Here is a 26,717-nt window from a genome sequence, read left to right as displayed (position 1 = left end):
ACAGGGAAGATTGATCATGAGAAGAAATAACCACCGTTCAAGCCCAGCGTTGTTGCTTGCCGCCCTGTTGTCGCCGCTACTGCTGTCCCCGCTGACAGCGCAAGCGAATAACTACACCGGCTACTATGTCAATCCACAGGCCGTGCCGCCTGCCAAAAAGCCGAATTGCTCACAATCGATGCAAGATGACAAAGGCAAGGCGCAAAGCCAGGCCGCCTCCGGCGTCAGCCTGGAAGGCGTGACCAGCCCTTGCAGCCTGTCCAATGGCGATATCAATTACGATGAATTCAAGAATGATGGCGTGGGCCCGGGCACGGTAAGCAGCCTCGGCGACGATGCCGCTTATCACCGCAGCTTGCCCGGCGACGAAGGCCAGACGGGCGTGAAACGGCTGCCATCGGATGCACTGAATTTCCCCAGCGTGGCGAGCCGCCCGCTGGCGTCCGGCAATGGCCGCGCCTTCAGTGCGGGCACGGACAGTTTCAATGCAGCGTCTAGCATACAGCCCTTCCAGCCAGCGGCGGCGGTAGGCTGGCGGCCAGGCAATCTGGGCGGCACCGAACGCCTGGCGGCAAGCAGCTTCACCAGCCCTGGCGGCGGTGGCAGCGGCTCCGGCGACCAGGGCCTGTTCGGCACCAATCCGCCTGTTTCGGGTGGCGTAGCCACGCCAGACACCGACTTGCCGGCGATCCCGCCCGTGGTCGGGCCACCGGTAGTCACGCCACCAGTAGTCACCCCGCCCATCGTGACGCCGATCGATCCGGCTATCCCGGCGATACCGGAAGCGTCTACCTGGGCCATGCTGCTGGCCGGCCTGGGCCTGCTCGGTTTGCTAATGCGCCGCCGCAACAACTAAGTTGTCAGCGGCGGTATGGCGTGCTCAAAGGTTCGCCGATGAAGACGCCTTGCGCAGGCCAGGCCACGCTCTTCCAGTACGCTTCGATGGCCGTGTCGCCCGATAGATAGCGCTGCAACAGCACTGTCGGCTGCGGAAATTTCTGCCAATAATTGCATGGTTCGCTGACGCTGCCATAACTGGCCGTGGCGCCCGCCTCCAGCCAGCGCAAGCTGCTCATCTGCGCCGTTCCCAGCAAGTCTCCGCCATATGACGTCAAATGGTCAGCCAGGGCGCCAGGCGCAAACTTCAGCGTCTCGAGCTTGTTTACCCGCGCCATGCCCGTCTGGTAGACCATGATGTCCGCTGCGCCATCGAGTTCATCGGCACGCAGGCGCTTGATATTCAATTTTTTTGAAGGCAGCCGCCCAGCCGGCGGAAAGAATGGCGCGCGGCTATTGCGCGCCGTTTCGCTGGTCATCAGATAATAGGCCGTGGCTTCCTGCACCCGGAAACCGGCACTGACGCCGCGGTCGATCAACTCCTTCGCCTGGGCCACCGATTCGGTGGGCAACAACATACTCAGGCGCATCTTGTAATCGCCATAGGGCAAGCCACGCGCGGCATTGAAATAGCTGCTGGGCTGGCCGGCGCCACAGGTGCGTGTACACAGGCCGGCATCGAGGCCCAGAGTAAAAGCCGAGGTGATGGAATTGCACTCGACGGCATAGGGCGCCGTCCAGACCATCAGCACGGCCTGGATGTCCGGCTTGAGCTGGCTGTCGATCTGTTTTTTCAGCGTGGCGAACTCATCAGCGCTGAGCTTGCGTGGACGGTTGGGGATGCGTACATGGACAATATTGGCGGCGGGAATGTTGCGCACCTGCCGGTAATACTCGGCAATGGCGACGCTGTTCGGCTCATCGTCGTTGACCACCAGCGCCAGCTGCGCGGCTGTCAGCGCGGGAGACATGGCGGGTGCGGTAAACTGGGCGCGCGCGTGGCCGGACGCCAGGGCGCCGGTGAACAACAGGGAAAAGAGCAAGTATTTCAAAGCGTATGGACCAGGCCTGTTCGGGGAAGGGCAAGCTCTTGCTTGCGGCATATTGCTAATTTAACCCGAAAGCCCTTGCCTCAGCTAGTCATATTCCCGGCGATTCCATTCCTGCGGCACGAAAAAAAACGGATGCCGCAGCATCCGTTTTGCATAGTCCACTACCTGTATCACGCAGCCTTGACGACCAGCTTGCGGCGGCGGGCGACAAACCCCACCAGGCCCAGGCCGGCCAGCAGCATGGCGTAGGTTTCCGGCTCAGGCACGGCGGACAGGTTGATGGTGCCCGAATAGCTGGCGGCGGCGTTGGTCAATACCGTGCCGCTGACGCTCAGCGTATAAGTGCCGATCGCCAGCTTGTCGAGCAAGAGATTCCACTCGTCGATCTGGCCCGACTGCACGCGCGTACCGTTGAAGACATTACCGAAGGAATCGGTCAGCTTGAAACCCGTCAGTTCCAGCAAGTCGATGCTCGGCTTGGTGGAAATGGAGGTCGTGATGCCGCTGAGGCTGCTCAATTCATCGATGCTGAACGTGTAGTTATCGATGAAAGTGCCATTCAAATTGTTTTTACCAAAGGTGCTGAAGAAACCGCCCGAACCATCGGTCAGTTCGATCACACTGGTCTTTTTGCTGATATCGGCAGCGAGCGCGCCGTTCGACACCAGCGCCGCACCGGCAAACACGCAGGCCATGGCAGCGGCCCGGAAGGCCTGTTTCGTTGTAGCAAACGCCGATACACCATTAATCTTGTTATTCATTGATGACCTTGAGGGCTGGCAGATGCCGGAGCACCCACGCGTTGATAAAAATTCCATAACGAAATAATATCACAAAAACTCTCAAGTCATTACATTAAACATAATAAATAATTACTTAATGGAAACTTATTGGGCGAATTTTCATACCAACAGTTTACGCGTGCAGATTACACAAGTTGTTTCCAGTAAGACTATTTCCCATCAGCACATTTCAGCTTGCAATATGCGGATGGGTGCATAGTTATACGCGCTTGTAGACATCTTCAAAACGCACGATATCATCCTCGCCCAGGTAGCTGCCCGACTGCACTTCGATCAGGTGCAGCGGCAAACGGCCCGGGTTTTCCAGGCGATGCGTCATGCCGATAGGAATGTAGGTCGACTGGTTTTCCGACAGCAGCTTGACTTCATCGCCGCACGTTACCTGCGCCGTGCCGCTGACGACGATCCAGTGTTCGGCGCGGTGATGGTGCATCTGCAAGGACAGCTTGCCACCAGGATTGACGGTGATGCGCTTGACCTGGAAGCGGTCGCCCAAGTCGATGCCTTCATAGCAGCCCCAGGGACGGTACACCTTGGTGTGCTGCAAATGCTCGGTACGGCCCGTGCTTTGCAAATGCCCCACCACCTGCTTGACCCGCTGCACCTGGTCCTTGTGGGTCACCAGCACGGCGTCGGCCGTTTCCACCACGACAACATCATCCAGGCCGATCACGGCCACGATGCGGCTTTCCGCACGCACCAGCGAATTGCTGACATTGTCCAGGTACACATCGCCGCGCACGGCATTACCGGCCGGATCGCGCGGCGAGACTTCGCGCAGGGCCGACCAGGAACCCACGTCGCTCCAGCCGATATCGGCCGGCACGACCACGGCGCGGCTGGTGTGTTCCATCACCGCATAATCGATGGAATCGGCCGGACAGGCGGCGAAAGCCTCTTCGTTCAGGCGGCAAAAGTCCAGGTCGCGGTAAGCCAGGCGCACGGCTGTTTCCGTGGCGTCGGCCATGGCGGGCTGAAATTGTTTCAATTCATGCAGATAGCTGGCGGCGCTGAACAAAAACATGCCGCTGTTCCAGAAATAATCGCCGCTGGCGACGAAACCGGCTGCCGTCTCTGCATCGGGTTTTTCCACGAAGCGCTCGACCTGGTAGCAAGCATCGCTGCCGGCGATGGCCGCGCCGCGCCAGATGTAGCCATATCCCGTTTCCGGCGCCGTGGGCACGATGCCGAAAGTGGCCAGCGCACCTTGCGAGGCCGGCTGCAGCGCGCGTGCTATGGCCGCATGGAAGGCGGCGCGGTCTTCGATCACATGGTCGGCCGGCAACACCAGCATGACGGCTGCCGGGTCGATCGCCTGCAGATACCAGGCGGCGGCGGCCACGGCCGGCGCCGTGTTGCGGCCCACCGATTCAAGCATGATGGCCAGCGGTTCGAGCGCGATATCGCGCATCTGCTCGGCCACCAGGAAACGGTGCTCTTCGCCGCAGATCAACAGCGGCGCCATCATTTCCGGCCAGTCCGCCAGGCGCAGCGCCGTTTCCTGCAGCATGGTCTTGTCTGACACCAGCGGCAACAGTTGCTTGGGCAACGCAGCGCGCGACAAGGGCCAGAGGCGGCTGCCGGCGCCGCCAGACAGGATAACGGGATAAATCTTCATGGTGGACATCCTTTATTTATTTCGATAATGCAAGTTCAACGGGATTACGGCGCTTGCTGCGGCGGTCGCGCGCATTCGACCATTCATCGGTGCTGCATTCGGACACATGTTTCATGTCGCCATTACGGTCGACGCTATATTCCTTGAAAACGATGACTTCTTCCAGGGTAATCTGCGGCAGCACGCGCGTATATTCGAACAGCACGCTGCGCACCACGTGCGCGCCGGAACAGATGTGGCTGCCATGGCCTATCCAGGTAGGCCCGATGATGGTGGCGCCCGCCTCGATCTTGCAGCCGGAGCCGATATACACGGGGCCCTCTATCGTTGTGCCCTCCCAGGCTATGCGCGTATTCAAACCGACCCAGATACCGTCTTTCAACTGTACACCAGGCACGTCCATGTGGGCTACCTCGCCCATCATGACGCTTTGCGATACTTCCCAGTAATCCTTGATATTGCCGATATCGATCCAGTTGAAGGAGCGCGATTGCGCGTAAAAGGGCAAGCCCTTTTCTACCAGCAAGGGAAACAGGTCGGAGCCGATGTCAAACACCGCATCCTTCGGTATCAGGTCCAGTACGGCCGGCTCGAAAATATAGATGCCGGTGCTGACATGGTTGGACAGGGCGGCTTCCTGGCTGGGCTTTTCCTGGAAAGCCTCGATGCGGCCATCCTTGTCGCTGACCACCACGCCATAGCTCGATACTTTATCCCACGGCACTTCGCGCGTGATCACGCTGGCCAGCGCGCCCTTGCGGCGATGCTCGAACAGGGCCGACTGGATGTCCAGATTGATCACCGCGTCACCGCACAGCACGATCGTGGTGTCGTCAAAGAAGCCGCCGAACTCCTGGATCTTCTTCATGCCGCCGGCCGACCCTATTGGCTGTGGCACCACCACGCTGTCATCGGTGGTATAGCCTTCGAAGGAGTAGCCGATCTGCACCCCATATTGATGGCCATCGCCAAAATATTCTTCGATCTTTTCATGCAGGTAACTGACATTGACCATGATGTCGCGCACGCCATACTTGGCCAGGTGCTCGATCAAATAAGCCATCACCGGCTTGCCCAGGATGGGGATCATGGGCTTGGGTAAATCATAGGTAAGCGGACGCACACGCGTGCCCTTGCCTGCGGCCAAAATCATTGCTTTCATATCACGCTCCTATGTCTAATGAACACCGAACCCTGCTGCGCGATGCAGAGGCAATAGAATATCACCAAATTAGCAACACTATTACTGTTTTCACATTTCTTTGGCGCACTGCAGCATGCCTGCCAGTGCGGCCATCCCCGGCCGGGTCAGCGGTATTTAAAACACGCGCGCAAGAATACCAGGATGTCCCAGCTATAGCGGCGCAGCAATCGGCGCGGCTCTTGCAACAAGCGGAAAAACCATTCCATATGGATGCGCTGCACAAAAGCAGGCGCGCGCCGTTTACTGCCAGACCAGAAGTCGAATAGCGCGCCCACGCCGAGCATGACATTGGCCGTCAAGGCGTCCTGATGCTCGAGTATCCAGCGTTCCTGCAGCGGATTGCCCATCGCCACCAGCACCACCTGGGCACCCGTCGCATTGATTTGCTGCACCAGCTCTTGCGCGCCGCGGATGCCGGCATGGCCATCGCAACTACCGACTACATCCTGCCCCAGCACCGTGCGCACGTAGCCCACTGCCTGGTTCAATACCTCGGGCTGCGCACCGAGCAGGAACACGCGCAGCGGCTGCGGGCTTTGCTGGAACAGGAAAGGCGTGAAATCAGTGCCGTTCAGATTGGCGGCGAAGCGGCGCCCCTGCAACAGTTTGGCGGCGATATCCATGCCGATGCCATCGTTGACGATCACGCAGCGCCGCACCTGATCAGGCTCCAGCACGAAGCGGTTCTTCACGATAAAGTTGGTATTGGCAAAAAACAGCGCCGTCTTTTCGCCGCGCGCGATGACGCCCAGCAAATGCTGGGCCAGCCACTCGCGCGTCGTGCTGAGCACGGGAAACTGGCTGATACGGATAATTTCTGGTGCTTCCATGGTGCTTGTGGACCTTTTTCAATCCGCAGCAGCGCCGCGGTGCTTCAAATTACGTAAATTCTTGAGCAACGACAAGGGATCGAAACTCCCCTCCGCGCCGCGCCGCAAACGCCCCAGCAAGATCATCGGCAGCAAATAGGCGACCGCGCCCGCCAGCAAGGCCAGCACCAGCAGCAGCACGGCGCCGCCCTGCCACCAGCGCGCCATGGCATACAAGGCCAGCAGCAAGGCCGCACTGCCGGCCAGTACCGGTTGCAGCGCCGTTATCAAGCGCTTCAGCGGCAAGTCCATGACTTTCAGCGCCAGGTGCTGCGACCACGGCAGCATCAGCACATAGGCGGCGGCAAACGACAAGCTCATGGCCAGCAAACCATAGTGGCTGAAGCAGGCCGCCAGGACCACGGCCAGGCTCAGCTGCAAGATGCCCAGCAGCGGCGGCCAGCGGCTATGTCCCAGCGCAAACAGCACATAATTGTTCAGTTCCGACACGGAAGACAGGCAATACAGCAAGGCCAGGGCGGCGATGGTGCTGCAAGCCGGCAACCATTTCTGGCCAAACACGGTCACCACCAGCGGTTCGGCCAGCGCAGCCTGGAACAGCAGCATGGGCAGCATCAGGAACAGCATCATGAGCAGCAATTGCAGATACGCCTGGCGCAGCTGCTCCGGCTTGCCGATGGCCGCCGCGAACACCGGCAGGGACACGCGCAGCAGCGAGGCCGTGATGACCAGGTAGACGGCCGAAGTGAGGCGTTTGGCCAGGTTGTACAGGCCGGTCGCATACGGCCCCAGGAAGATACTCACCAGCAAGGAGTCACCATTGCTGTTGGCAAACGACAGCACGCCCGACACGCTGACCTGGCGCACGTCATGCCAGTAGCGGCCGGTCCGCGCGCGCCAGGCCAGGCTGGGCAGCCAGCCGCTTTGCAGCACCACCAGCAGCAGCGCCAGCCCGGACGCCATCACTTGCTGCACCACCAGCGACATGGCGCCCCAGCCACGGTAGGCCAGCGCGATGCCGACTATCCCGCCCAGCATCACGGACAAGGTGGAACGGATCGCCAGCTGCTTGAATTTCATTTGCCGCACCAGCCGCGCTTCGTACGAGCGCACCATGCCAAAGAACAGGATCGACAAGCTCATGCCTTGCAGCACCGGCGCCAGCGATGGCGCCTGGAACAAGGACGAGACGAGACCGGCGCTCAGGAACATGCAGGCGCACAGCAACAGGCCGGCCACCGTGCAGCGCCAGAACAGGGCCGAATACGCGCTATCGTCAGGCTCCCTGGCGCGGATCACGGGCATGGCCAGCGCATCGAGCACCACCAGGCGCGAAAACAGGATGAACAGATGGGCAATGGTCAGCAAGCCAAATTCGGCCGGATTGAGCAGCCGCGCCAGGATGGCGAAGATGATGAAGGCCAAGCCCTGCTGGGCCAGGTTGTCGAGCACGGCCCAGAACGAGCCGGAGGCCATGCCACCGGACTTGTTTTCAGCTTTGTTTTCGCTCATGCCACCACCCCGCTCACCGGCGCGCCTTGTAGCCGGCCACGGTGGCCGTGACGAAATCGCTGATGCGCGCGGCGATGGCGCCGATATCGAAGCGGTGCGAATGCTGCAGCGCATTTTCCGCCAGGCGCATGCGCGCCGGCTCGTCCGGTTCCAGCACGTCGCGCAGCAAGGTGATCAGCTCATCGTGCTGGCCCGAGGCAAAGGTGTAGCCATTCTCGTTTTCACGGATGCTTTCGGCGATGCCGCCCGAGCGCGCACAAATGACGGGCACGCCATACGCCAGCGCCTCGACCACGATGCGGCCAAACGGTTCCTTCCACTTCGATGGCACCACCAGCACGTCGAACAGCGGATACACATCGTCGGGCTTGACCCAGCCCATGAATTGCACGTCGGCATCACCGAATTTTTCGCGCAGGCTGGCCACATAGGCTTCGTCCTCGCCCGTGCCGCCGATCAGGAAACGCACATTGCTGCCAGGGCCCATCAGCCGCGCCGCGTCGGCCAGCACGTCGACGCCCTTGTGCGGCGCCAGCACGCCCATGTAACCGACCACCAGCTTGCCGTCGCGCGCCTTCGGCACCCGCCCCGCGATGGGAAACACGGGGCCGGGAATCACGGTAGATGTAGCTTGCTTGAAATAACCGAGTTGCAGATGCTGGTCGACCACGAAGCGGGTTTCGCCAAACACCCCGTCGACCAGTTGCGACAGCGGTTTCTTGCCTACCGACAAAACCTTGCAACTGCCGCACTGGCCCGCACAATTGCTGCCGTTCTTGAACAGGCCGCCGCGCCAGCAAGCCAGGAAATAGCTCTGGATCACATGCACCACGGGCACCTTGTGCATGCGCGCCAGCAGCCAGGTCGCCACATTGGTGTTTTCTATGCTGACCGTCATCACCACGTCAGGCTGAAAGGCCTTGAGGTGCGGGCGCAAGCGAATATAGGCGCGCGGATTGAAGTTTTCCAGCACATGCCACACCATCTTCAGCGCCGCAGAACGTTTGGTAAAGAAGTAGTCCCAGTACACATTCGGCGAGCGCATGATGTGCACTTCCACGCCCTTGTACTGCTCCACGCCGGCAGCGTCGCCCACGGTGACGACACGCACGTCATGCCCCTGGGACAGCAAACCGCTGGCGATCATGAAGGATCCTTCCGGCCCGCCCCCTTTGCCACGCGGGGGAAAGGCGGCACATACAAGCAAAATTTTCAAGGCAGCGCTCGATCAGTAAAGAGAAATAAGAGTAAAAATAAAAGGCTAGCCTCAGCCAGCGGTCGCCTTGTGCTTGACGCCCAGGTGCATGAACATGCGCTCGATCAGCCTGGCGTACTTCTTGCCGAGCGTTTTCACGAGCAGCGCGCAATATCGCTCGACCGTATAAAAATACAAGGTCGCCAGCGCAATCATCAGCGCGAACGTGAGGGCGATCACGACAGGATCGGTAATGTCTTCCGGATACAGTTTCTTGACCCAGTACAGCACCGGCATATGCAGCAGATACAGAGAAAAGCTCAGGCGCCCCATCAGCCTGAGCAAGGGATTGCCGAACAGCAAGCGCGCGCTGAGGGAGTCAAAGGAAAACACGAAAACAAAGAAAGCCACCAGCATCGCCATCACCAGGGTGCTCAGGTTTTCATGGATCATGCGCGCGCTGATCTGGATGAAACCGCATTCGACGGCCAGGAATATCAGCAGCAAGGCGACGTGAATGATATTGATCAGCTCTGGATGGCGAAACTCACTATGCATTTTCTTGCGCACCATGCCGGCCAGCGCGCCAAACACAAAGTAATGCAGGTTGGCGCCGACGAAGGTGCCAGGCAAACTGCGGCGCATCATGATCAGGAGCACGACCGCGAAGACGATGAAGATCAGCGGCAAGGCATTCCTGGCCGATACATAGTGGGCCGTGGCACTCCACAGCACCAGGAACAGGACGTAGAACTGCACCTGCGGGCCTATTGTCCAGAACACCGACTCGTTACCAATGAACAATAGATGGCGCAGCAAGTTATGCGTACTGATCTGGTACACGAATTGCGGGTCGAAAAAAGTGAAAATGATGAAGGAGGCCAGGATCGTGAACAGATACGCAGGGGCAATGCGCGTAAAACGGGCCAGGCTATAGGCGGTGACATCTTCGACGCAGAACTTCTTGTCGAGATACAGATAAGACAGCAGGAAGCCGCTGAGGACAAAGAAAATCATCACCCCCAGGTTATGGAAATGGTGCGACAGGTTCAAAAACCCTTCGCTTCCCATGTGGGCGTAAATCACCATCAGGGCGGCAAAACCAGCCAGGCCCGAGATTGAATCGATTTTTTTATTCACTGAGATCATTCACCGGTTATGAAGGAAAAAACATAGCCGTCTCGGCTGCTCTTGCATCCGGTGTATCAACACACCACCGCAGAGCATTATTATAATTAGATTAATGTTTATTGTCTGCACAATAGGATTTTCAGTGCAAAACCATTAATCTTTACATCATGGCCTTAGCAGGGAAAACCGCATTAGCGCTGCTTGCGCAGCAATTCTTCATAAATATCCACATACCGTCCGCCGATATGATTCCAGCTGTACTGCTCGGAAAAATCCTGTAATTGCACGCGCCGCGCCGCATAGACGGCCTGGTCTTGTGCATGCGCGGCAACGATGGCCTCCACCGTCTGCGCCACCTGGCCCGTATGCAAGATACCCAGCTGTGCTTTCTCCAGCAAATTGCGGAATGGCGGGATATCGCTCAATACCGGCGTCAGGCCGGCGCTCATGGCTTCGATGGCGGCAATGCCAAACCCTTCATGGCGCGACAGGCAAATATAGTAGCTGGACTGCGACATCAGTTCGGCCAGCTGCGCATCGCTGGGGTTGGCGGCGATGGTGATGCGCTCGGCGATCCCCTTGTCGCGCGCCAGGGCTTCCAGGTCGGCGCGGCTGAGGTCATATTCGCGCCCGGCGATCACCAGACGCCATTCGGGATGGGCCTTGGCCAGCTCGGCGAACAGTGCCAGCGTTTCCTTCAAGCCCTTGTTGGACGACCAGCGGCCGAAATACATGATGCACGGCGTCTTCGTGGCGGAACCCTTGCCGCGGTATTTCTCCACGTTCACGCCATTTTCAATCACCGTCAAGCGGGGCGCCTTGATGATCTTGCCAAACAGATCGCCATCGTTGTCGCTGGTGCCGACCACCCGCGCGTAGGCGTGCGAGGTGGCGCGCGTGACGGTATTGAAAAAAATCGTTTTCAGGCGCGAAGCAAAACTGGTGTGGAAGAAACCGCCATGCGTGGAAGCGACCAGTGGACGCCGGTGCAGCCATTTGGTGGCAGCCAGGTAGTCATACGCAAAGTCGACGCCATGCACATGCACCACGTCATAGTCACCCAGCAGACGCAGCACGCCAGGCGAAAACGGATAACGGGTCGAGCCCTTGTAGGGAATGCGGATCACGCGCACGCCGTTGACCACCTCGTCGGCCGGCAGGATGTCGGCCGGGTTCACGAACACGCGGTTGAGCGTGATGATGGTCGGAATGTGGCCATGGCAGCGGGCCTGGTAATGCGCGATATTCTGGACAACATCTTCCATGCCACCGATCGATGGATAGTACTGGCGAACGACGTGTGCAACTTTAATCGGCATAATGGACTTTTCCGGCAACAGGCTGGGCAGAGCGCAAAGGGGTGGCCAGCCATTTCTTGTCGCGCACGGCGCAGCAGCCGAGCAGGAACCAGAGGACGCCCGCCGACTTCAGCGCGAACAGAGAGGTGCCGCTGATGCACAGGATCAGCGACATATAAATAACGATGTAGGTGCGGAAACGCTCGCCGTGATCGTCGCGCATCTTGACCATCCACAAGCCTATCCACAGCACCACGCAGCCAAACAGGCCAAAGCGCGTCAGGACGATGGAATAGCCCATGTCGCCAAAGTTGATGTTGTAGCCGGCCAGGCCGAAAATTTCCGCCGTGCCGAAACGCACCATGGTAATGCCGCTCGAATACAGGCGGCCAGGAATATTGTCGCTATAGCGTCCATCGTAGTAGAGGCCGAACAAGATCAGGATCACGGCGCAGACAAACGGCAAAATCATCACCATGCGGTTGCCGCGGCCAGAGATCACCAGGCGCACCAGCACCATCAGGCCCACGGTAACCAGGCCATAGCGCGAATCGGCCAGGGTGATCATGATGGCCGAGGCGACCAGGAAAAAAGCCATCGAGCGCAATTGATCTCGGCCCTTGGACAGGCCCCAGGCGGCCACGATCACGGCAAAGTTACCCAGGGAAACAGGTTCCAGGAATACCGACGAGACGCGGTGGCTGCCCAGCAGGAAAGGCAGGATGGTGCGGCCGATGCCGGCCGGCCGGATGCCGTTCAGCGCCAGGGTACTGCCCTCGGCCCAGTTGGTGCTGGTGGTGATATTGCCTTGCGCCAAATAATACGAATACACATTGAACAGCTTGGAATACACATCGACAAACAATAGTTCGAAAAAGCCTACCGCCAGCACGATGTAAATGATGATTTTTAATAGGCGGTCGGCAAATTTCTCATCGCCAAAATTACGCCCAAGAAAATAGAACAGCACCAGGATGATGATGTCGCGGAAACCCTTGGGGTCGAGCGAACTGCGCAGCAAGGCCAGTAGCAGCAGATACGAAGCGATCAGGGTCAGGATCGCCACGAAGGACAATTCGATGCGGCGGAATAGCAGCACCCCGCAGGCGACGTAGATGCACAGCTCGGAAAACGCCACCAGCGCCGTCGATGCCTTGAAGAAATGTGTGTGCACAAAGCACAGCACGGCCTGGTAAACCGTGGCGGCGATCAGGATCGCCAGCAACAAACGGCGCTGGTTGCTCTCCTCGCCGGCGTCGCGCAGGCTGGCAGGTGTAGGGCGGGCGTAAAGAGTCATGCTTGTTTCATCGGTGAGTAAGGTGAACTACAGTGAACGGAGGTCAGTCATCGAACTTGCCGGCCAGCTTTTCCGTCGGCGCCTTGCCGATATCTGCAAACAGGGCATTGACGAATTCATCCTGCAGCGCATACGCCGCCGTCTTGTCGGCCTGGATGGTCGAAACGCGGAACAGCAAGCCATCGGGCACCTTGCCGCCCAGGCCGTAAAACAGCTGCAGCAGCTTGCGGCCCACGCCAGGCAAGGTGGCGCGGTCGCCGACGGTGACCCAGTAGGTAATTGGTTCATTGCGGGCGCCATTCACGGCCACCAGGCGGCGCACGGGGATATGGCGCTGGGCCGCCTGCAAGACGCCCACGTCATTGCTGGTGATGGCAAAACCTTGTGCCGTATAACAAATTTCCGGCCTATGGGCCTGCGTCGCTTCACCGCGCTGGTCATCGCCATACGCCACCGACAGCAAGACGCGCTCGCCCGCCCCGTTGACATAGGTACGGGCCAGGGTCTGCGTGTAAATCTTCGCCAGCGCAGCCTCGGTTTCCGGGTTGACCACGGCGGCGGCCGCGTCACGCTCTTCATGCCAGTCGCCAAACTGGGCCGGCACCAGCGCCGCCAGGTCCAGCGCGGGCTTGCCTTCGGACATCTTGACCGTCGGTGTCACCACCTTGGTCAGGATGGAGGTCGAGACCATCAGCGCGCCCAGCAGCACACTGGCGAACAAGGCCTTGCGCTGCGCACCTTGCAGTGTATCAAGCATGTTTTTTCTCCCGCCGCTGCACATAGGACTGCAGCAGCCAATCGACGCCCAGGATCAGCAGCAAGGCTGAAATGAACAGCACCATGCCGGCAAATCCATGCAGGAAGCCCTGCCCTGCCGCGTCGCCAAAATAATACGTAATCAGGGTCAATGTCATCACGCGGATCACGTTGGCCGTAAACGAAATCGGCACGATCAGCACGGCCAGCACGCCGTTGCGCAAGGCCGAGGTATGGCGGACCAGATTGAGGTAGAACAAACCCAGTGCTTCCAGCGTGAACAGCGTATGCAAACCGGCGCAGGCATCGGCTACCATCAATTGATATTGGCCCATCTGCAAAATCACGCCGCTGCGGGCAATCGGATAACCGAAGAAAAACAGCACGTGTTCCGTCACATACGACACCGCCGTCTTCATCGGCATGGTCAGCATCGCCACCAGGATGCCGGGCAAGGGAATCATGAACAGCATGAAGAACAAGGGGAACCACAGGATGCGCAAGGCCAGGGTGCCGCGTTTGATCAGCAGCACGGCGGCCAGCAAGACGATGTAGGAACCGATTTCAAAAATCGAGAACTGCTGCGAGCGGCCCAGTACATACATGACCAGGCCCACTGCTGCCACGACCCAGCCTGCCTTCGACGAAGGCTGACCTTCGGTCCTGGCCATCATTTCAGGCCACTTGCGGTACAGCAGCCAGGTCGAGAGGATGAGGATGATAGGGCCATGCGCCTGCTCCTCGCTCATCCACAGTCCCGTGGCCAGGTCATAGAACGAGGGGATGTACAAGGCCAGCAAACCGATCACGACCGGCCCCCATTCGGGAATAGCCGATTTCCACCACGGCGTCACGGTGTCGCGGGAGCTTAAGGAAGAGGTTTGCATCACTAGCCCATGAATGACTGTCGTATAAAAAGCATCGGCATCGACAAAAAACGCCGGATCATCGTCCTTGCCAGATAGCTCCCATAGAAACTTTTAAATGATAGGAAACTATTTTAACAAAACACTAAGATTATAACGGAGCAGCGAAGATGGTCAAGCTGAAATACTGCATTTGGGCAGGCTATTTTTTCGCCCCGGCGAAAAAGCCTGAAAAAGAGACAAATCCCTATGCAATCAATAACTTGCCTCATGGAAAGGTAATTCCTTTGATCAACTTTACCATGCGTAGAACATCGTGTGCGGCAGCAAACTGCACCCCACGGTGGACGGTAGGTAAAAGCGACAATCGGCAGGCGTAGCAGCCTGCCGGCGCCATATTATGGGGTAGGCAGCGGAGCCGGACTGGCCGGCTCCTGCACCGCAAGCGAGGCCGGCGTCTCGGCGTGTGCTTGCTTGCGGCTGTGCTGATTGAACGTGCACGGGCACTGATGCAGGACTTACTTGGCGAGCGCTTGCTGCTTTTGCAGGATCTTGTTCAAATCAAGATCCTCGTTGTTCCACGCAGCCTGCAGCAGGCTCACGGAATTGCGCGTCACGCCGGCGATAGGCTGCACATTGAAGATGTAGGTCTTGCCCCACCAGGCGCCCGCCGACCAATAGGTCCAGCCCGACCATGGCGCGCCACGCATCGACGTCAGCGCCGCCTGCAGAGTCGGCAGGCACTCTGGCGTATCGGCAACACCGAACTCGCCCAAGAACAGTCTTTGCTTGTTGGCCACGGCCCAGACCTTGACCTTCTCGAGGATATCGTTCAGCTTGGCCGGGGAAATGCAATCGGCCTTGGTGCCCGAGTAATTCGAATCGACATACTGGTGCACCTCGATCAGGGTGCGCGTCAGCGGATCTTTCAAAGTGGCAAAGGTGCTGGCATTGGACACGCCATCGCGCAAGGTGGCCCAGTCGTGCGCGCCGCTATACGTGCCGCCAGCGATGACCACCAGCTGCTTGGCATTATTTTCACGCAATTTTGCCAGGGTCGCCTTGGAGGTTTCGCCCCATTGCTTCAAGCTGGTCAGCACAGGTTCATTCATCAGGCCCAGCGCGACCGTATCGGCATCGGGAAAGGCGGCGGCCATGCGCACCCAGAAGTCGGCGAAGTTTTCTGTCGTCGCACCCGGCTTGCCCAATGGAATATTATTGTAGGCGCCGTAGTTATGCGCATCGAGCAGCACGCACAGATTGCGCGACTTGGCCGTTTCGATCACCTTGGCAATGAACTTGACCTGGGTCTGATCGAGCGGGCCACCGACTACCGGTTGCAAACGCTCCCAGCGGAAGGGCAAACGTATCATGTTGGCGCCCAAGTCCGCAAAGTAAGTGATGTCGGCCGCGCTCGGATACATATAATCCTTGAACACGGTACCAGGAATCTTGGAGCCATTGAATTCCGCCCCGGCCAGATTGACGCCGCGCAAAGGTGCCTTGTTCAGGCAAGTGGCGCCGGCAGGTACGGCCAGCGCCGTGGCAGCGCCCAGCAACACGGCCAGCGCGCCCCAGCGGCGCACCCGCCCTGCCACCGTCACGCCTGCTGCAGCCAGCGCAGGTTTGCTTGTCCATCCGCGGACTTTTCCGATCAAAAATTTCATGCTTTTGTTCCTTCCATTGTGGAATACACCGTTGGACCACTATACATTCCCAATAGTTGCCGTCAAGAAAAAGCCGATAGGTGCTTGATGTGCAGACACAGGTACACAGAGATTGTATCGATTTCAACACGGCAAATTTGTGCGGCAAGAAACCATTAACACACTCGCCACGTACTCCATTCTTTCCTTTTTTGCATGTTACTTGAACACTATATACCCCTGATAGTTGCAGTCAAGAAAAGACCGACAGTTACCTTTCACTTCCAGGCCCACGTAGCGATTTCGATACGGAAATTTTTTCTTGCAGGGGAAACCATAGGTGATCGAACAAAAGTTACCGAGGAAAAATGCATTCGGCCGCACAGGGCGGCCGAAACGGTACAGCAAAAACGTGAAAACTTAGAACTCTTGCAGCACCGTGCCTACAATTTCCACGCCGTTGCGTTCCAGCTGCTCGGCAAAAGTCGCCAGGTCAGCCAGTCCGGTGGCATTCTTGCGCGCCACCAGTAGGACGCCGCCCACGCGCGCGGCAATCGCCAACGCATCGGAACCGCTGGCGAATGGCGCCACGTCGTACAGCACCACATCGTAACGCGAAGCGACTTGCTCGTTGAGCGTGGCGAAGGAAGTGCGGCTCAGCAACTCCTGCGGGTTCGGCGGCAAGGTGCCCGCGCTCATCACCGACAGGGCGACGAAGGAATCGATCTTGGCAATCGCTTCCAGGTCGCCGCGGCCAGCCAGCAGGTCGGACAGGCCCTGGCGCCCTTTCAGGCCGAACACTTCCTGCTGCTGCGGCGTGCGCAAATTGGCGTCGACCAGCAAGGTTTGCTCACCGAGCTGCGAAAACACCACCGCCAGGTTCGAGGCAAAGATGGCCGCGCCATCTTCCGGATTGATGCTCACTATTACCAGCGCCTTGCGGCCGCGCGCAAACCAGCGCAGCATCAGCTGGCTGCGGATGGCGCGCAGGGTTTCCACTTGCTGGCCGAACGGCTCGTAGGCGGCGATCAGCTTGTCCGAAAACGCGCCCGCGCCACGCTGCAGGTAGGGATAGTTGAACTGCTGGGCCAGTACCTGTTCGATATCGGCTTCGGTGATCAGGCCCAGCCGTTGCGCCGCCTCGCCAAAACGGATGCCCAGTTCTTTTTGCATGCGCAGCACGCGTTCGGCGTTTTCCGGCGTGATCTTGCCCGACTCCAGCAGCAAGCCGCCGATGCTGGAATCGCCGGGGTGCGCCGTGTTGGCGTTGGACGCTGGTACGTGGCCAGCCAGTGCAGGATGATTCATGGTGTTTCCCATCTCATTAGTTCAAACGCAATCGGCTGGAGAACACCGATTTCAGGGACTTGAAGCGGCGGCGCTTCGGCGCCTGCCAGGCGATCACGCCCAGCACCGGGATTTGCAAGGCATCGAACAAATCGCGTTCGGAGCGCACGCGGCGGTCCAGCATTTCCAGCACGATACTCAAACCCAGGCCCAGCAAGCCGCCAAAGAAGAAGGCCAGCACGGTGTTGAGGATGATTTTCGGACCGGCCGGCACCACTGGCGGCACGGCAGGATTCAGGATAGAGATATCGGACTGTTCCGCCTGGCCTTCGATGCTGGTCTGCGAGAAACGCTGCGAGGTGGCGTCGTAGCCGCGCTGGGCGCTTTCCACGTCCTTCATCAGCACGCCCATTTCATCACGCGTACGGTTCAGTTCCAGCACCTTGGCTTTTTGCGCCGCCAGGGCGCCGCGGATGGCGCCTTCGCGCTGTTGCAGAATCTGCGCATTGTTGCTGACACTGCCAGAGGTCACCTTGATGGCGGCAGCCAGGTCGCTGCGCAATTTATCGAGTTCGGCCTTGGCGCTGATGTATTGCGGATGGTTTTGCGACAAACGCTGCGAAATATCGGCAAACTTCGATTCAGCCGTGCCCAGGGCGATCTTCAGGTTCTGGATCATCGGGTTTTGCGCCACGTCAGGCGACTCCAGCGTCGAGCTGCCTTGCGCCATGCGCTGGCGCGACGTCGCTTCCATCGATTGCGACTGGGCAATCACCAGTTGCTGCGACAAATCGTTCAGACGGTTCGATTCCACGTCCACCCGGTTGTCCAGGCTGACGATGCCATTTTCCTGCTGGTACTTCGACAAACGGCTTTGCGCCGCTTCCAGCACATCGCGCATCTGGCGGGTCTGGTCACTGAAATAGGCCGAGGCCTTTTTCAGGGGATCGACTTTCAATTGAATACTGACGCGCTGGTACTCTTCCGCGAAAGCGTTCGCGATGCCTGCCACGAAGTGCGGATCCGAACCGCTGAAACTGATCTCGACCACGCTGCTTTCGCGCGACGGCACCACATCGAGTTTTTTCAACAGCAAGTCGGCCAGCCAGTCGCGCACCGTGCCTTCGCCACCGGTGGCGGAGTTGAACTGGGCGATGACGGCAGGATTTTGCGCCAGCTTGAGCGAGTCGACCACATGCAGCGCAACGTTCTTGCTGCTGATGATGTCGATTTGCGTCGCCATATAACCGGCCATCAGCTGGCCTGGCATGGCCAGCCCCGTGACGGTATCGACACCCTTGTAGTTGAGCAGCACGGAAGCCGTGCCCTTGTAGGTCTTGGGCAGAATCAGGCTGATCGCCAGGGTCGCCACCACCACGATCACCAGGGTGATCCAGATGACGCGCTGGCGGGCGCGCAATATCAGTAGGAACTGGGAGAAATTCATAGACACCGTCTCATATCATCGCAAAACAATCGGTACAAAATGCGGCAGCAAGTCTCTGCTGCCACTGCTTAAAACCAGCTTTCCTTCACATACACCACGTCGTCGCTCTTCAGCAGATCATCGTGCTGGGCATCGATGATCTGCAGCTTGCCGTCGGCGCCGCGGCGCTTGATGCGGATACCGCGTTCGGTGCCGCGCTGCGTCAAGCCGCCGCCGGCAGACAGCGCCTGCAACACCGTCATCGAACGCTCCAGGCGGATCACGCCAGGACGCTGCACTTCACCATAAATATAGATGCGCGGCGCACGTTCGACAAACACCACATCATTGGCGGCCAGGTCGAAATCGCGGTTCAAGTCAGAGGTGCGGACCATTTCCACGATATCGACCACGTCGGTGGTGGTCTTGCCATCGCGTTTGCGGATCAGGCTAGCCGTATCGCCGCCATCAGGGCCGATACCGCCGGCCAGCGCCAGCAAGTCCAGCAGGCTGCGGCGGCCATCGACCGGATAGCGGCCTGGACGGTTCACCTGGCCCAGCACCGATACTTGCTGGCTTTGCAGCAAGGTGACGATGATGTTGACTTGCGGCTTTTTAACAAAACCACCCGTTTCCAGCTTGTTGGCGATCTTCTTTTCCGCCTCGGCAACAGGCAAGTTCATCACATTGACCTGGCCGATCAGCGGAAAGGTAATGTCGCCCGCTTCGCTGACGCGCGTTTCCACGCCCAGGTCCAGGTTGCCATACACGGAAATCTTCAGTACGTCGCCAGCACCCAGCAAGACTTCACCGGCGTTGGCGCTGCCCAAGGTGAAAGCCAGCAGCGTAGTCATTATTAAAAGTATCAGTCGTTTCATCATCAGCTCGATCTCGTCGGTCACTCGGTTTACAAAATATCGATGGCGGTCGGCACTTACTTCAGGCCGGCGACACCGCGTTCGGTGGCGCCCGTGCCTGCCGAAGCAGCCGGGGCTGCCGCAGCTGCGCCAGAGGCGGCAGTGCCAGCAGTGGCAGGCGCAGCCTGGTTCAGATACTCAATCTTGGCAGCCGCGCGCAAGCGGTCCATTTCCTGTTTGGCGCCATCCTTGGTGCGGGTATTGACCAGGTATTGCTCGATCTGCGGTCCGGCCACGGCCAGGGTCAAAGGCACATCCTTGACGTCGACGATGCTCATCAGCATCGAACGCTCGCCCTCATTGATGATGAACAACTGGCCCTTCGGCATGCTTTGCAGCTTGGCGCCCAGTTCCGGCGCCAGGTCGGTGCTGGTACGCGACACCTGGCCACGGGCAAAACCGATCTTGTTGCTATCCATCCAGGCGGCGACGTCATCGAGTGACTTGCTCTTGTCGATCACTTGTTTGAGTGCATCGTTCATGTCCTTGCTGGCGATCAGCAACTGGCGCATGTCGAACTGCTTGCGATTGCTGAACAATTCAGGGTGCTTGTTGAAATACTCTTCCACTTCCGCCTTGGTCGGACGGGCGATGCCGCTCAATTTCTTTTGCATATAAGCTTGGCTGATGATCAGCGCCTTGGCCCGTTCGATGGCTTGCATGACTTTGGGATCGCGGTCCAGCTTGTCTTTCACTGCGGCATTTTCCACCACCTGGCGATCGATCAGCGCTTCGAGCAACTGCTTGCTGGCCACTTCCTGCTGCGCTGCCGGCACGCCGGCGCGCTGTAATTCTTCATTCAACTGCAGCGCCGTGATTTCTTCACCATTCACGCTGGCAAGCGCCTGGCCCGTCTTCTTCGCCTTGTCGCCGCCACAGGCAGCCAGGCCAGCCACGGTCAGCAGGATGACGCCAGCGCTCAGGACACGTTGTTGCAAATTAGTTCGTTTCATTTTCATCGGGCTTGCCATCTCAGAGAGTTCAATCAGACGCTGCCGCACCGTTACGGGCGTAAGCGTCAAAAGATATATGCATGTACATAGTTTCAGTACGCTGTTTTCAGGACGCTATCTTACAGCCCATCATGAAGTTTGCGTGTGCAACAGGTACAAATTATGCAACGAGATTACAAAAATTACAAATGATGCAATCACTTTTCTGCCGTCAACAAGAAAGCCTGAGGCCTGGCCGCTGCGGGAGTTGTCGCCGCACCACAATGTATATCCATGCGGCAATCGAATTGATACCCGCTCGCAGCGCGTCCATCATCAATGCGCATTTTCACGCTTCAACACCACTTGCACCGTGCGCACCACGATCCACAAATCGAGCCACAGCGACCAGTTGCGCAGATAGTCCAGGTCGAAGCGCACCCGCGCTTCCATCTTGTCGAGTGTTTCCGTCTCGCCGCGCAAGCCATTCACTTGCGCCCAGCCGGTAATGCCGGGCTTGACCTTGTGCCGCAACATATAGCCCTTGATCAACTTGCGGTATTGCTCGTTGTGCGCCACAGCGTGCGGACGGGGGCCGACGATGCTCATGCGGCCTTGCAAGACATTGATGAACTGCGGCAATTCATCGAGCGAACTGCGGCGCAGGAAAGCACCGATGCGCGTCACCCGCTGGTCATTCTTGGTGGCCTGCACCACCTTGGCGCCATCTTCGGCCACCGTCATCGAGCGGAATTTATAGACGATGATTTCTTCGCCATACAAGCCATAGCGGCGCTGCCTGAAAATCACCGGGCCCGGTGACGTCACTTTCACGGCGATCGCGATGACCAGCATGATGGGTAGCAGGCACAGCTGGATCAGGCTGCCGATCACCAGGTCGCTCATGCGCTTGATGGCGCTGTTCCAGCCCGTAAACGGCGATTCGCAAATGGCGATCACGGGCATGCCGCAGACATTGTCAAAACGCGCTTGCATCAGATCAAACACATAAATATCCGGCAGGAAATACACCGAGGTGGTGGTGTCCTGCAATTCATCGAGCAGCTTGCGGATGCGCGGCTGCGCCGAGATCGGCTGGCTGATGAAAATCATCTTGGTCTGCTTGGCCCGCACATAAGCGGCAATCTCATCCATGCGGCCCAGCATCGGATGCTGCATCTCTTCCGGCCAGCGCTCTTCTTCGCGGTCATCAAAATACCCCTCCACCTGCATGAACAGGTTCGGGTGCTTGCTGATGGCGTCGGCAAAGCGCACGCTGACATTGTTGGCGCCGATGATGGCCACCGAGCGCACCTCGTCGCCGCTGCCGTGGATGGAGCGGGCGCGGCGCACGGCCAGCTGCAAAAAGATCAGCAGCAGCGGCGTGATGATGAACCAGGCCAGCACCACGGGGGCACGGTAGTTCTGCGACAAGCCGCTGACCGAACCGAGCATCACCAGTATCAGCGCCGTGATGGCCCAGCCGACGATGACATCGCGTGCATAGGCCCACATGCGCCCGGCGCGCCAGGCCCGGTAAGGGTCGACATGCTGATAAATGGTCGAGGAAATAAAGAACGCCAGTATCATCAATACCAGCGCATAGCCGTCAAACGAGGAACCGAAGACGAACGAGCAGAAATACAAGGTCAGCATGATGATCAGCGGGTCGAACACGCGCTGAAAAAAGGAAATCAGGGGTATATCGTTAATCGTCATTTTGTTTTTCAGAATTGAACATTGGCGGAAAATGAAACGCCTTTGGCCCGGTAAGTATTGCTGCCCACGATAGGATTACCGCTGCGCCGGTCGCGGAATGCATCGAGTTCCAGCTGGATGTTGTTGACTGGCGCATACGTCAGCCCCAGCGAACTGCCGTTGGTGGCATCGGACAAGCCGTCCAGCGCCGTGAAACCGTTGATGGTGCTGAAATCGCGTTTCTCATGGCGCAGCTGGGCGTTGAGCCCCACTTTGGCGGTGGCGCTCCAGAAAGCCGCCAGGCTGGCTCCCTTGTTCAAGCTGCTACCCACGATGCCGCCTTCGACCACCTGGAATTCACGCCACAGGTTGGCGTTGAAGCGCAGCTTGCCGGTGGCGACCCAGTCGGCGATCAAGCGGCCGTTGGCGCCGCTGCTGCTGGTACCCGACACGGACTGCGGATGCGTGCGGCGCACCCAGCCGCCCAGGAAGGACAGCTTGGTCGGTCCGCTGACCAGCCACAGCACATTGGCCTTGATTTCATCTTGCGTGTAGTCATTGTCAGGCAAGCCAAACAGGGGGTTGCCCTTGAATTGATAGTTCGACCTCAGTTGACGCAGCTGTATGCCGACCTTGCTGCCGCTGGCGGCCAGATAATCGACACCGAGTTCGGTGGCGTTTTCCGTGCGGTTATTGATCTGTTGCGCAGGCAATTCATAGTCGGCCGTAAATTGCGAAAAACCCGCGCGTACCTGCCAGCTGGGATGAAACAGCCAGGTTGCATCCGCATAGTTACGCCGCTGCGTGCGCAAATTGCGCTGGTCGGAATTGGTATCGGTAAATGGCGCCAGGGTTTCCAGGTAGCTGGTACCCAGATGGCCCTGCCACCGGTTGCCCAGCTGCCAGGCCCAGTCGACCAGCGCATCCTTGCCGTTGTAATTGAGCTCGGTAAAGCGGTTGAAAGTGACGTGGCTCAGTTTGGCGTAGCCCGTGAATAACTGCCGGCCGACCGGGCGTTCGAACAGGAAACCGCCCTGCACCGTGCGGCTGGTATCGCCCAGGTCGGGGATTTGCCCCGGAAACTCGCTCAGGCGCAGCAAATTATCGTCGTAGGCGAACGTGGTCTGGATAAACGGGTGGATGGTGTCGCTGATTTCCGCGTGGGCACTACAGCTGTATGCGGCGCCGATCAATAGCACCAGGGCGGCCCGGCGGGGCGCGCAGAAAGCGGGGCATGCAGCGGTAGCAGCACGCTTTTTTTCAGTCAGGCTCAACATTTTTTTCATCTTTGTGCTTATTGCATCCACTAATGACGCGATTACCAATAACCCCACTGCCCGGTAATAAGCACCCAGACGCCCAATAAGCCATTCGTCACGCCGTGCGCGATGATGGCCGACCACAGGGTGCGAAAACGCACGTAGAGCCAACCATATGCTAAGCCGGCAACAATGCCCGCGAACCACAAATTATGTTCAAAGCCAAATAGTATCGCCGCAACAACAATATAGCGGAACTTCAACAGTGACGGTTCGACTGACAGAAAATTTGGCGATTGTAACCAACGCAATAAGAATGAGCGCCAGAACAACTCTTCCATCACGGGTACCACCAGCGCCGCACCGGCGATGCGCGCCACCACCAGCAGCCAGTCATAGCCGCCGCCAGAGCGTGGATCAAAACCGTTTGATTGCCCGATCACCATCCAGGATGCGCCCAGGTTGAGCCACAGCAGCAAGACCACGATGCCGGCCAATACCGACCAGGCGATGGTGGACCATCCCATGCGGGAAGCACCGGGCCAGGCCAGCTCCGTGTAATGGCGGCGGTACAGCCACAGCAAGGCAAGCACGGCACCTATCTTCACCACGTACAGATAGCGCAATTGCTCCTGAGCATATCCCGCCCATATTAACACATCGGCAATAAGAATAAAAAAGAGATAAGTAAAAAAAGGCAGCACGCGTGGCAGCGCGAGTCGGTCAAACATGAAACCGCTCCTCCCGTTTCCGGTCTGATGAGGCGACTAAAAAAGAATGACACGGGATAGTGTCGTCAGGAAATACAAGAACCGGCAATATTGTCTTGCGATCAATATTCTAGCAGAAATGCCAAGCCTGTTTGCGAAGAGGGGACGTACAGTGTGCAACGAAAGGAAGGCGGGAACGATTGCCGCCGGTAGCGGCAATCGTGTGTGATCAATCTCTCAGCGTTCAGCCTTTGGCGCGCGCTTCAATGGCTTCCCATTTTTCCAGGGCAGCCAGCAACTCGCTCTCGATTTCCGCCATGCGGGCATTCAGGCGCTTGCCCTCGGCCGGCGTTTTTTTATAGAAATCGGGATGCGACAATTGTCCTGCCAGCACGGCTTGCTCATCTTCCAGCGCGGCCATGATGTTCGGCAACTCGTCGAGTTCGCGCTGCTCTTTATAGCTGAGCTTTTTCTGCTTGGCGGCCGGGGCGGCCGCAGGCGCTGCTGCGGCCTTCGGTGCGCTACGTGCGGTGACCGCTGGCACAGTGGCGCGCTGGCGCTCCCAATCCGAATAGCCGCCGACGAATTCACGCCACTTGCCTTCACCTTCGGCCACGATCACTTGCGTGACGACGTTATCGAGGAAAGTACGGTCATGGCTGACCAGGAAAACGGTGCCGGTGTACTCTTCCAGCAACTCTTCCAGCAATTCCAGGGTATCGATATCCAGGTCATTGGTCGGTTCATCGAGCACCAGCACGTTGGCTGGCTTGGCGAACAAACGCGCCAGCAGCAAACGGTTGCGCTCGCCACCGGACAGAGTCTTGACGGGCGAACGGGCACGTTCTGGAGCAAACAGGAAATCGTTCAGATAGGTCATCACGTGACGGCGCTGGCCATTGATCTCGACCCAGTCGCTGCCCGGCGCAATGGTTTCCATCAAGTTCGCTTCTTCGTTCAGCTGCGTGCGCATCTGATCGAAATATGCCACTTGCAACTTGGTACCCAGGCGCACGCTGCCCGTCTCCGGCGTCTCCTGGCCCAGGATCATTTTCAGCAAGGTGGTCTTGCCGGCGCCGTTCGCGCCGATCAGGCCCACTTTGTCGCCACGCAAGATGGTGCCGGTGAAATCATTGACGATGACCTTGCTGCCATAGGTCTTGGAGACGTTTTCCAGGTCCGCCACGATCTTGCCCGAGCGTTCGCCGGCCGACACGTCCAGCTTGACCTGCCCTTGCTGATCGCGGCGCGCATTGCGCGTCAAACGCAGCGCTTCCAGGCGGCGCACACGGCCTTCATCACGCACGCGGCGGGCCTTGACGCCCTTGCGTATCCACACTTCTTCCTGCGCCAGGAATTTGTCGAACTTGGCGTTTTCCACCTCTTCGATTTCCAGCTGCTCGGCCTTGCGCACCTGATAGGCCGTGAAGTTGCCTGGATACGACAGCAAGCGGCCACGGTCCAGCTCGATAATGCGCGTGGCGACGTTGTCGAGGAAGGAGCGATCATGGGTAATGAACAGCACGCTGCCTTTGAAGTCGCGCAGCAAACCTTCCAGCCACAGGATGGAACTGAAATCCAGATGGTTGGTCGGCTCATCGAGCAGCAGCACGTCAGGCGCCGAGACCAGCGCGCGCGCCAGCGCCACGCGCTTCTGCATACCGCCCGACAAGGTTTTCATCAGCATGTCGCCCGTCAGGTTCAGACGGTCGAGCACGGTTTCTACCTTGTTCGGCAAGCTCCAGGCATCGGCCGCATCCAGTTTGACCTGGATATCGTGCATGCGTTCCATCAATTCATCATCGTTGCCCTGGCCAAACTGGCCCGTCAGCGTATCGTATTCCTTGAGCCAGGCTTGCGATTCGCCCATGCCGGAGGCCACCGCGTCGAACACGGACATTTCCGGGTCGAATTGCGGCTCTTGTTCCACATAGGCAATCTTGATACCTTGCTGCATCACCAACAAACCGTCATCGAGCTTGAACTTGCCCGAAATGACTTTCAGCAGCGAGGACTTGCCCGTGCCGTTGCGGCCGATCAAACCGACCCGCTCCGAGGTTTCCAGTGAAAATTCCGCGTGATCGAGCAGCGCGACGTGACCGAACGCAAGTTGCGCCGATGAAAGAGAGATGACAGCCATAATGATGAGTAAAGTGCTCGGGCGCCGTACCTTGCATACCGCGTGGTACGCAACACAGTCGCCGATCAGATGATGAAAGAAGCACGCATTGTACCGATAGTCGCGCAAGCTTAGGCATATCTTGCAATCTGTCGGCTATAATTGCGCTCGCTTCACAGCGTAGCGGAGTCTTTTTATCCCTGCGCGCTGCCGAAGGCGGTAAGCTTAAGCCTGCCGACAGCGTCCTCCCCGTAGCACAATGGATAGTGCACATGCCTCCTAAGCGTGGGATACTGGTTCGATTCCAGTCGGGGGGACCAGCGT

General features: G+C 58.5%; 22 protein-coding genes and 1 tRNA gene. 2 read left to right on the top strand and 21 right to left on the bottom strand.

Translation table 11 applies throughout. The annotated features are described in order from the left end of the window. Positions 1–16: 16 nt before the first annotated feature. Positions 17–856 carry a PEP-CTERM sorting domain-containing protein gene (locus HDE72_RS21225; RefSeq protein WP_183745203.1) on the top strand — a complete coding sequence of 280 codons (840 nt, stop codon included), beginning with the start codon at positions 17–19 and terminating at the stop codon, positions 854–856. 4 nt (positions 857–860) lie between these two features. Here the strand turns inward: HDE72_RS21225 and HDE72_RS21220 are convergent, their stop codons facing one another. From HDE72_RS21220 to HDE72_RS21115, 21 genes are all read right to left on the bottom strand, one after another. Continuing rightward, positions 861–1,880 (bottom strand): TIGR03790 family protein, encoded by a 1,020-nt coding sequence (locus HDE72_RS21220; RefSeq protein WP_311735265.1) that lies wholly within the window; start codon positions 1,878–1,880, stop codon positions 861–863. A 179-nt stretch (positions 1,881–2,059) separates the two neighbouring features. Beyond that, positions 2,060–2,650, bottom strand: a complete 591-nt coding sequence (locus HDE72_RS21215; protein WP_183745200.1) for an FxDxF family PEP-CTERM protein — start codon at positions 2,648–2,650, stop codon at positions 2,060–2,062. A gap of 241 nt (positions 2,651–2,891) precedes the next feature. After that, a complete protein-coding gene (locus tag HDE72_RS21210) occupies positions 2,892–4,310 on the bottom strand; it encodes a mannose-1-phosphate guanylyltransferase/mannose-6-phosphate isomerase (protein ID WP_183745197.1) in 1,419 nt (472 codons plus the stop codon). Between the two features lie 16 nt (positions 4,311–4,326). Continuing rightward, the gene (locus tag HDE72_RS21205; protein WP_183745194.1) at positions 4,327–5,472 is read right to left on the bottom strand and encodes a sugar phosphate nucleotidyltransferase; all 1,146 of its coding nucleotides are present in this window, start codon (positions 5,470–5,472) and stop codon (positions 4,327–4,329) included. 146 nt (positions 5,473–5,618) lie between these two features. Further along, positions 5,619–6,344 carry a WecB/TagA/CpsF family glycosyltransferase gene (locus HDE72_RS21200; RefSeq protein ID WP_183745192.1) on the bottom strand — a complete coding sequence of 242 codons (726 nt, stop codon included), beginning with the start codon at positions 6,342–6,344 and terminating at the stop codon, positions 5,619–5,621. An 18-nt stretch (positions 6,345–6,362) separates the two neighbouring features. After that, positions 6,363–7,856, bottom strand: coding sequence for a lipopolysaccharide biosynthesis protein (locus tag HDE72_RS21195; protein ID WP_183745189.1), 1,494 nt, complete (start codon positions 7,854–7,856; stop codon positions 6,363–6,365). Between the two features lie 13 nt (positions 7,857–7,869). After that, positions 7,870–9,003, bottom strand: a complete 1,134-nt coding sequence (locus tag HDE72_RS21190) for a glycosyltransferase (RefSeq protein WP_183745186.1) — start codon at positions 9,001–9,003, stop codon at positions 7,870–7,872. A gap of 120 nt (positions 9,004–9,123) precedes the next feature. Further along, on the bottom strand, positions 9,124–10,191 hold the full coding sequence (locus HDE72_RS21185) for an acyltransferase family protein (protein ID WP_183745184.1): 1,068 nt from the start codon (positions 10,189–10,191) through the stop codon (positions 9,124–9,126). A gap of 182 nt (positions 10,192–10,373) precedes the next feature. After that, a complete protein-coding gene (locus tag HDE72_RS21180) occupies positions 10,374–11,501 on the bottom strand; it encodes a glycosyltransferase family 4 protein (protein WP_221291346.1) in 1,128 nt (375 codons plus the stop codon). Continuing rightward, entirely contained in the window at positions 11,491–12,777 is a 1,287-nt protein-coding gene (locus tag HDE72_RS21175; RefSeq protein ID WP_183745182.1) for a polysaccharide polymerase, read from the bottom strand. Before HDE72_RS21175 ends, HDE72_RS21180 begins: the two co-directional genes overlap by 11 nt. Before the next feature lie 43 nt (positions 12,778–12,820). Beyond that, positions 12,821–13,534: an exosortase-associated protein EpsI, B-type gene (gene epsI, locus HDE72_RS21170; protein WP_183745179.1), complete on the bottom strand. Its 714-nt coding sequence runs from the start codon at positions 13,532–13,534 to the stop codon at positions 12,821–12,823. Continuing rightward, positions 13,527–14,420 (bottom strand): exosortase B, encoded by an 894-nt coding sequence (xrtB, locus tag HDE72_RS21165; protein ID WP_183745176.1) that lies wholly within the window; start codon positions 14,418–14,420, stop codon positions 13,527–13,529. The genes epsI and xrtB overlap by 8 nt, the downstream gene beginning before the upstream one ends. Positions 14,421–14,917: 497 nt before the next feature. Continuing rightward, positions 14,918–16,066, bottom strand: a complete 1,149-nt coding sequence (locus HDE72_RS21155; RefSeq protein ID WP_183745170.1) for a glycoside hydrolase family 5 protein — start codon at positions 16,064–16,066, stop codon at positions 14,918–14,920. A 399-nt stretch (positions 16,067–16,465) separates the two neighbouring features. Then, a complete protein-coding gene (epsG, locus tag HDE72_RS21150; protein WP_260176844.1) occupies positions 16,466–17,353 on the bottom strand; it encodes a chain length determinant protein tyrosine kinase EpsG in 888 nt (295 codons plus the stop codon). Between the two features lie 16 nt (positions 17,354–17,369). Then, the gene (gene epsF, locus HDE72_RS21145; RefSeq protein ID WP_183745165.1) at positions 17,370–18,779 is read right to left on the bottom strand and encodes a chain length determinant protein EpsF; all 1,410 of its coding nucleotides are present in this window, start codon (positions 18,777–18,779) and stop codon (positions 17,370–17,372) included. 68 nt (positions 18,780–18,847) lie between these two features. Then, positions 18,848–19,612: a polysaccharide export protein EpsE gene (gene epsE, locus HDE72_RS21140; protein ID WP_260176843.1), complete on the bottom strand. Its 765-nt coding sequence runs from the start codon at positions 19,610–19,612 to the stop codon at positions 18,848–18,850. 80 nt (positions 19,613–19,692) lie between these two features. Further along, entirely contained in the window at positions 19,693–20,613 is a 921-nt protein-coding gene (locus HDE72_RS21135) for an EpsD family peptidyl-prolyl cis-trans isomerase (RefSeq protein WP_260176842.1), read from the bottom strand. Positions 20,614–20,943: 330 nt separating this feature from the next. Further along, positions 20,944–22,326 (bottom strand): undecaprenyl-phosphate glucose phosphotransferase, encoded by a 1,383-nt coding sequence (locus HDE72_RS21130; protein WP_183745158.1) that lies wholly within the window; start codon positions 22,324–22,326, stop codon positions 20,944–20,946. Between the two features lie 8 nt (positions 22,327–22,334). Then, complete coding sequence (gene epsL / locus HDE72_RS21125; protein WP_183745155.1) at positions 22,335–23,582, bottom strand: XrtB/PEP-CTERM-associated polysaccharide biosynthesis outer membrane protein EpsL; 1,248 nt, start codon at positions 23,580–23,582, stop codon at positions 22,335–22,337. 41 nt (positions 23,583–23,623) lie between these two features. After that, a complete protein-coding gene (locus HDE72_RS21120; RefSeq protein WP_183745152.1) occupies positions 23,624–24,295 on the bottom strand; it encodes a CAAX prenyl protease-related protein in 672 nt (223 codons plus the stop codon). A 223-nt stretch (positions 24,296–24,518) separates the two neighbouring features. Then, the gene (locus HDE72_RS21115) at positions 24,519–26,414 is read right to left on the bottom strand and encodes an ATP-binding cassette domain-containing protein (protein WP_183745149.1); all 1,896 of its coding nucleotides are present in this window, start codon (positions 26,412–26,414) and stop codon (positions 24,519–24,521) included. A 224-nt stretch (positions 26,415–26,638) separates the two neighbouring features. Between HDE72_RS21115 and HDE72_RS21110 the strand changes: the two genes are divergently transcribed. Beyond that, positions 26,639–26,713, top strand: a tRNA-Arg gene (locus HDE72_RS21110). The last annotated feature ends 4 nt before the right edge of the window (positions 26,714–26,717 follow it).

The organism is Janthinobacterium saanense (assembly GCF_014200675.1).
GTDB lineage: Bacteria > Pseudomonadota > Gammaproteobacteria > Burkholderiales > Burkholderiaceae_D > Janthinobacterium.
The sequence above is the reverse complement of the archived record's forward strand: the minus strand, read 5'-3'. Positions and strand labels throughout refer to the sequence as shown.

Coding starts and splice junctions, on each gene's coding strand:
- HDE72_RS21120 (WP_183745152.1), bottom strand. CDS start 24,295: ATGTTTGACCGACTCGCGCTGCCACGCGTGCTGCCTTTTTTTACTTAT.
- HDE72_RS21155 (WP_183745170.1), bottom strand. CDS start 16,066: ATGAAATTTTTGATCGGAAAAGTCCGCGGATGGACAAGCAAACCTGCG.
- HDE72_RS21210 (WP_183745197.1), bottom strand. CDS start 4,310: ATGAAGATTTATCCCGTTATCCTGTCTGGCGGCGCCGGCAGCCGCCTC.
- HDE72_RS21225 (WP_183745203.1), top strand. CDS start 17: ATGAGAAGAAATAACCACCGTTCAAGCCCAGCGTTGTTGCTTGCCGCC.
- epsG (WP_260176844.1), bottom strand. CDS start 17,353: ATGAATCATCCTGCACTGGCTGGCCACGTACCAGCGTCCAACGCCAAC.
- epsL (WP_183745155.1), bottom strand. CDS start 23,582: ATGTTGAGCCTGACTGAAAAAAAGCGTGCTGCTACCGCTGCATGCCCC.
- HDE72_RS21180 (WP_221291346.1), bottom strand. CDS start 11,501: ATGCCGATTAAAGTTGCACACGTCGTTCGCCAGTACTATCCATCGATC.
- HDE72_RS21175 (WP_183745182.1), bottom strand. CDS start 12,777: ATGACTCTTTACGCCCGCCCTACACCTGCCAGCCTGCGCGACGCCGGC.
- epsF (WP_183745165.1), bottom strand. CDS start 18,779: ATGAATTTCTCCCAGTTCCTACTGATATTGCGCGCCCGCCAGCGCGTC.
- HDE72_RS21215 (WP_183745200.1), bottom strand. CDS start 2,650: ATGAATAACAAGATTAATGGTGTATCGGCGTTTGCTACAACGAAACAG.
- xrtB (WP_183745176.1), bottom strand. CDS start 14,420: ATGCAAACCTCTTCCTTAAGCTCCCGCGACACCGTGACGCCGTGGTGG.
- HDE72_RS21190 (WP_183745186.1), bottom strand. CDS start 9,003: ATGATCGCCAGCGGTTTGCTGTCCCAGGGGCATGACGTGCGTGTCGTC.
- HDE72_RS21115 (WP_183745149.1), bottom strand. CDS start 26,414: ATGGCTGTCATCTCTCTTTCATCGGCGCAACTTGCGTTCGGTCACGTC.
- epsI (WP_183745179.1), bottom strand. CDS start 13,534: ATGCTTGATACACTGCAAGGTGCGCAGCGCAAGGCCTTGTTCGCCAGT.
- HDE72_RS21205 (WP_183745194.1), bottom strand. CDS start 5,472: ATGAAAGCAATGATTTTGGCCGCAGGCAAGGGCACGCGTGTGCGTCCG.
- HDE72_RS21195 (WP_183745189.1), bottom strand. CDS start 7,856: ATGAGCGAAAACAAAGCTGAAAACAAGTCCGGTGGCATGGCCTCCGGC.
- HDE72_RS21200 (WP_183745192.1), bottom strand. CDS start 6,344: ATGGAAGCACCAGAAATTATCCGTATCAGCCAGTTTCCCGTGCTCAGC.
- HDE72_RS21130 (WP_183745158.1), bottom strand. CDS start 22,326: ATGACGATTAACGATATACCCCTGATTTCCTTTTTTCAGCGCGTGTTC.
- epsE (WP_260176843.1), bottom strand. CDS start 19,612: ATGACTACGCTGCTGGCTTTCACCTTGGGCAGCGCCAACGCCGGTGAA.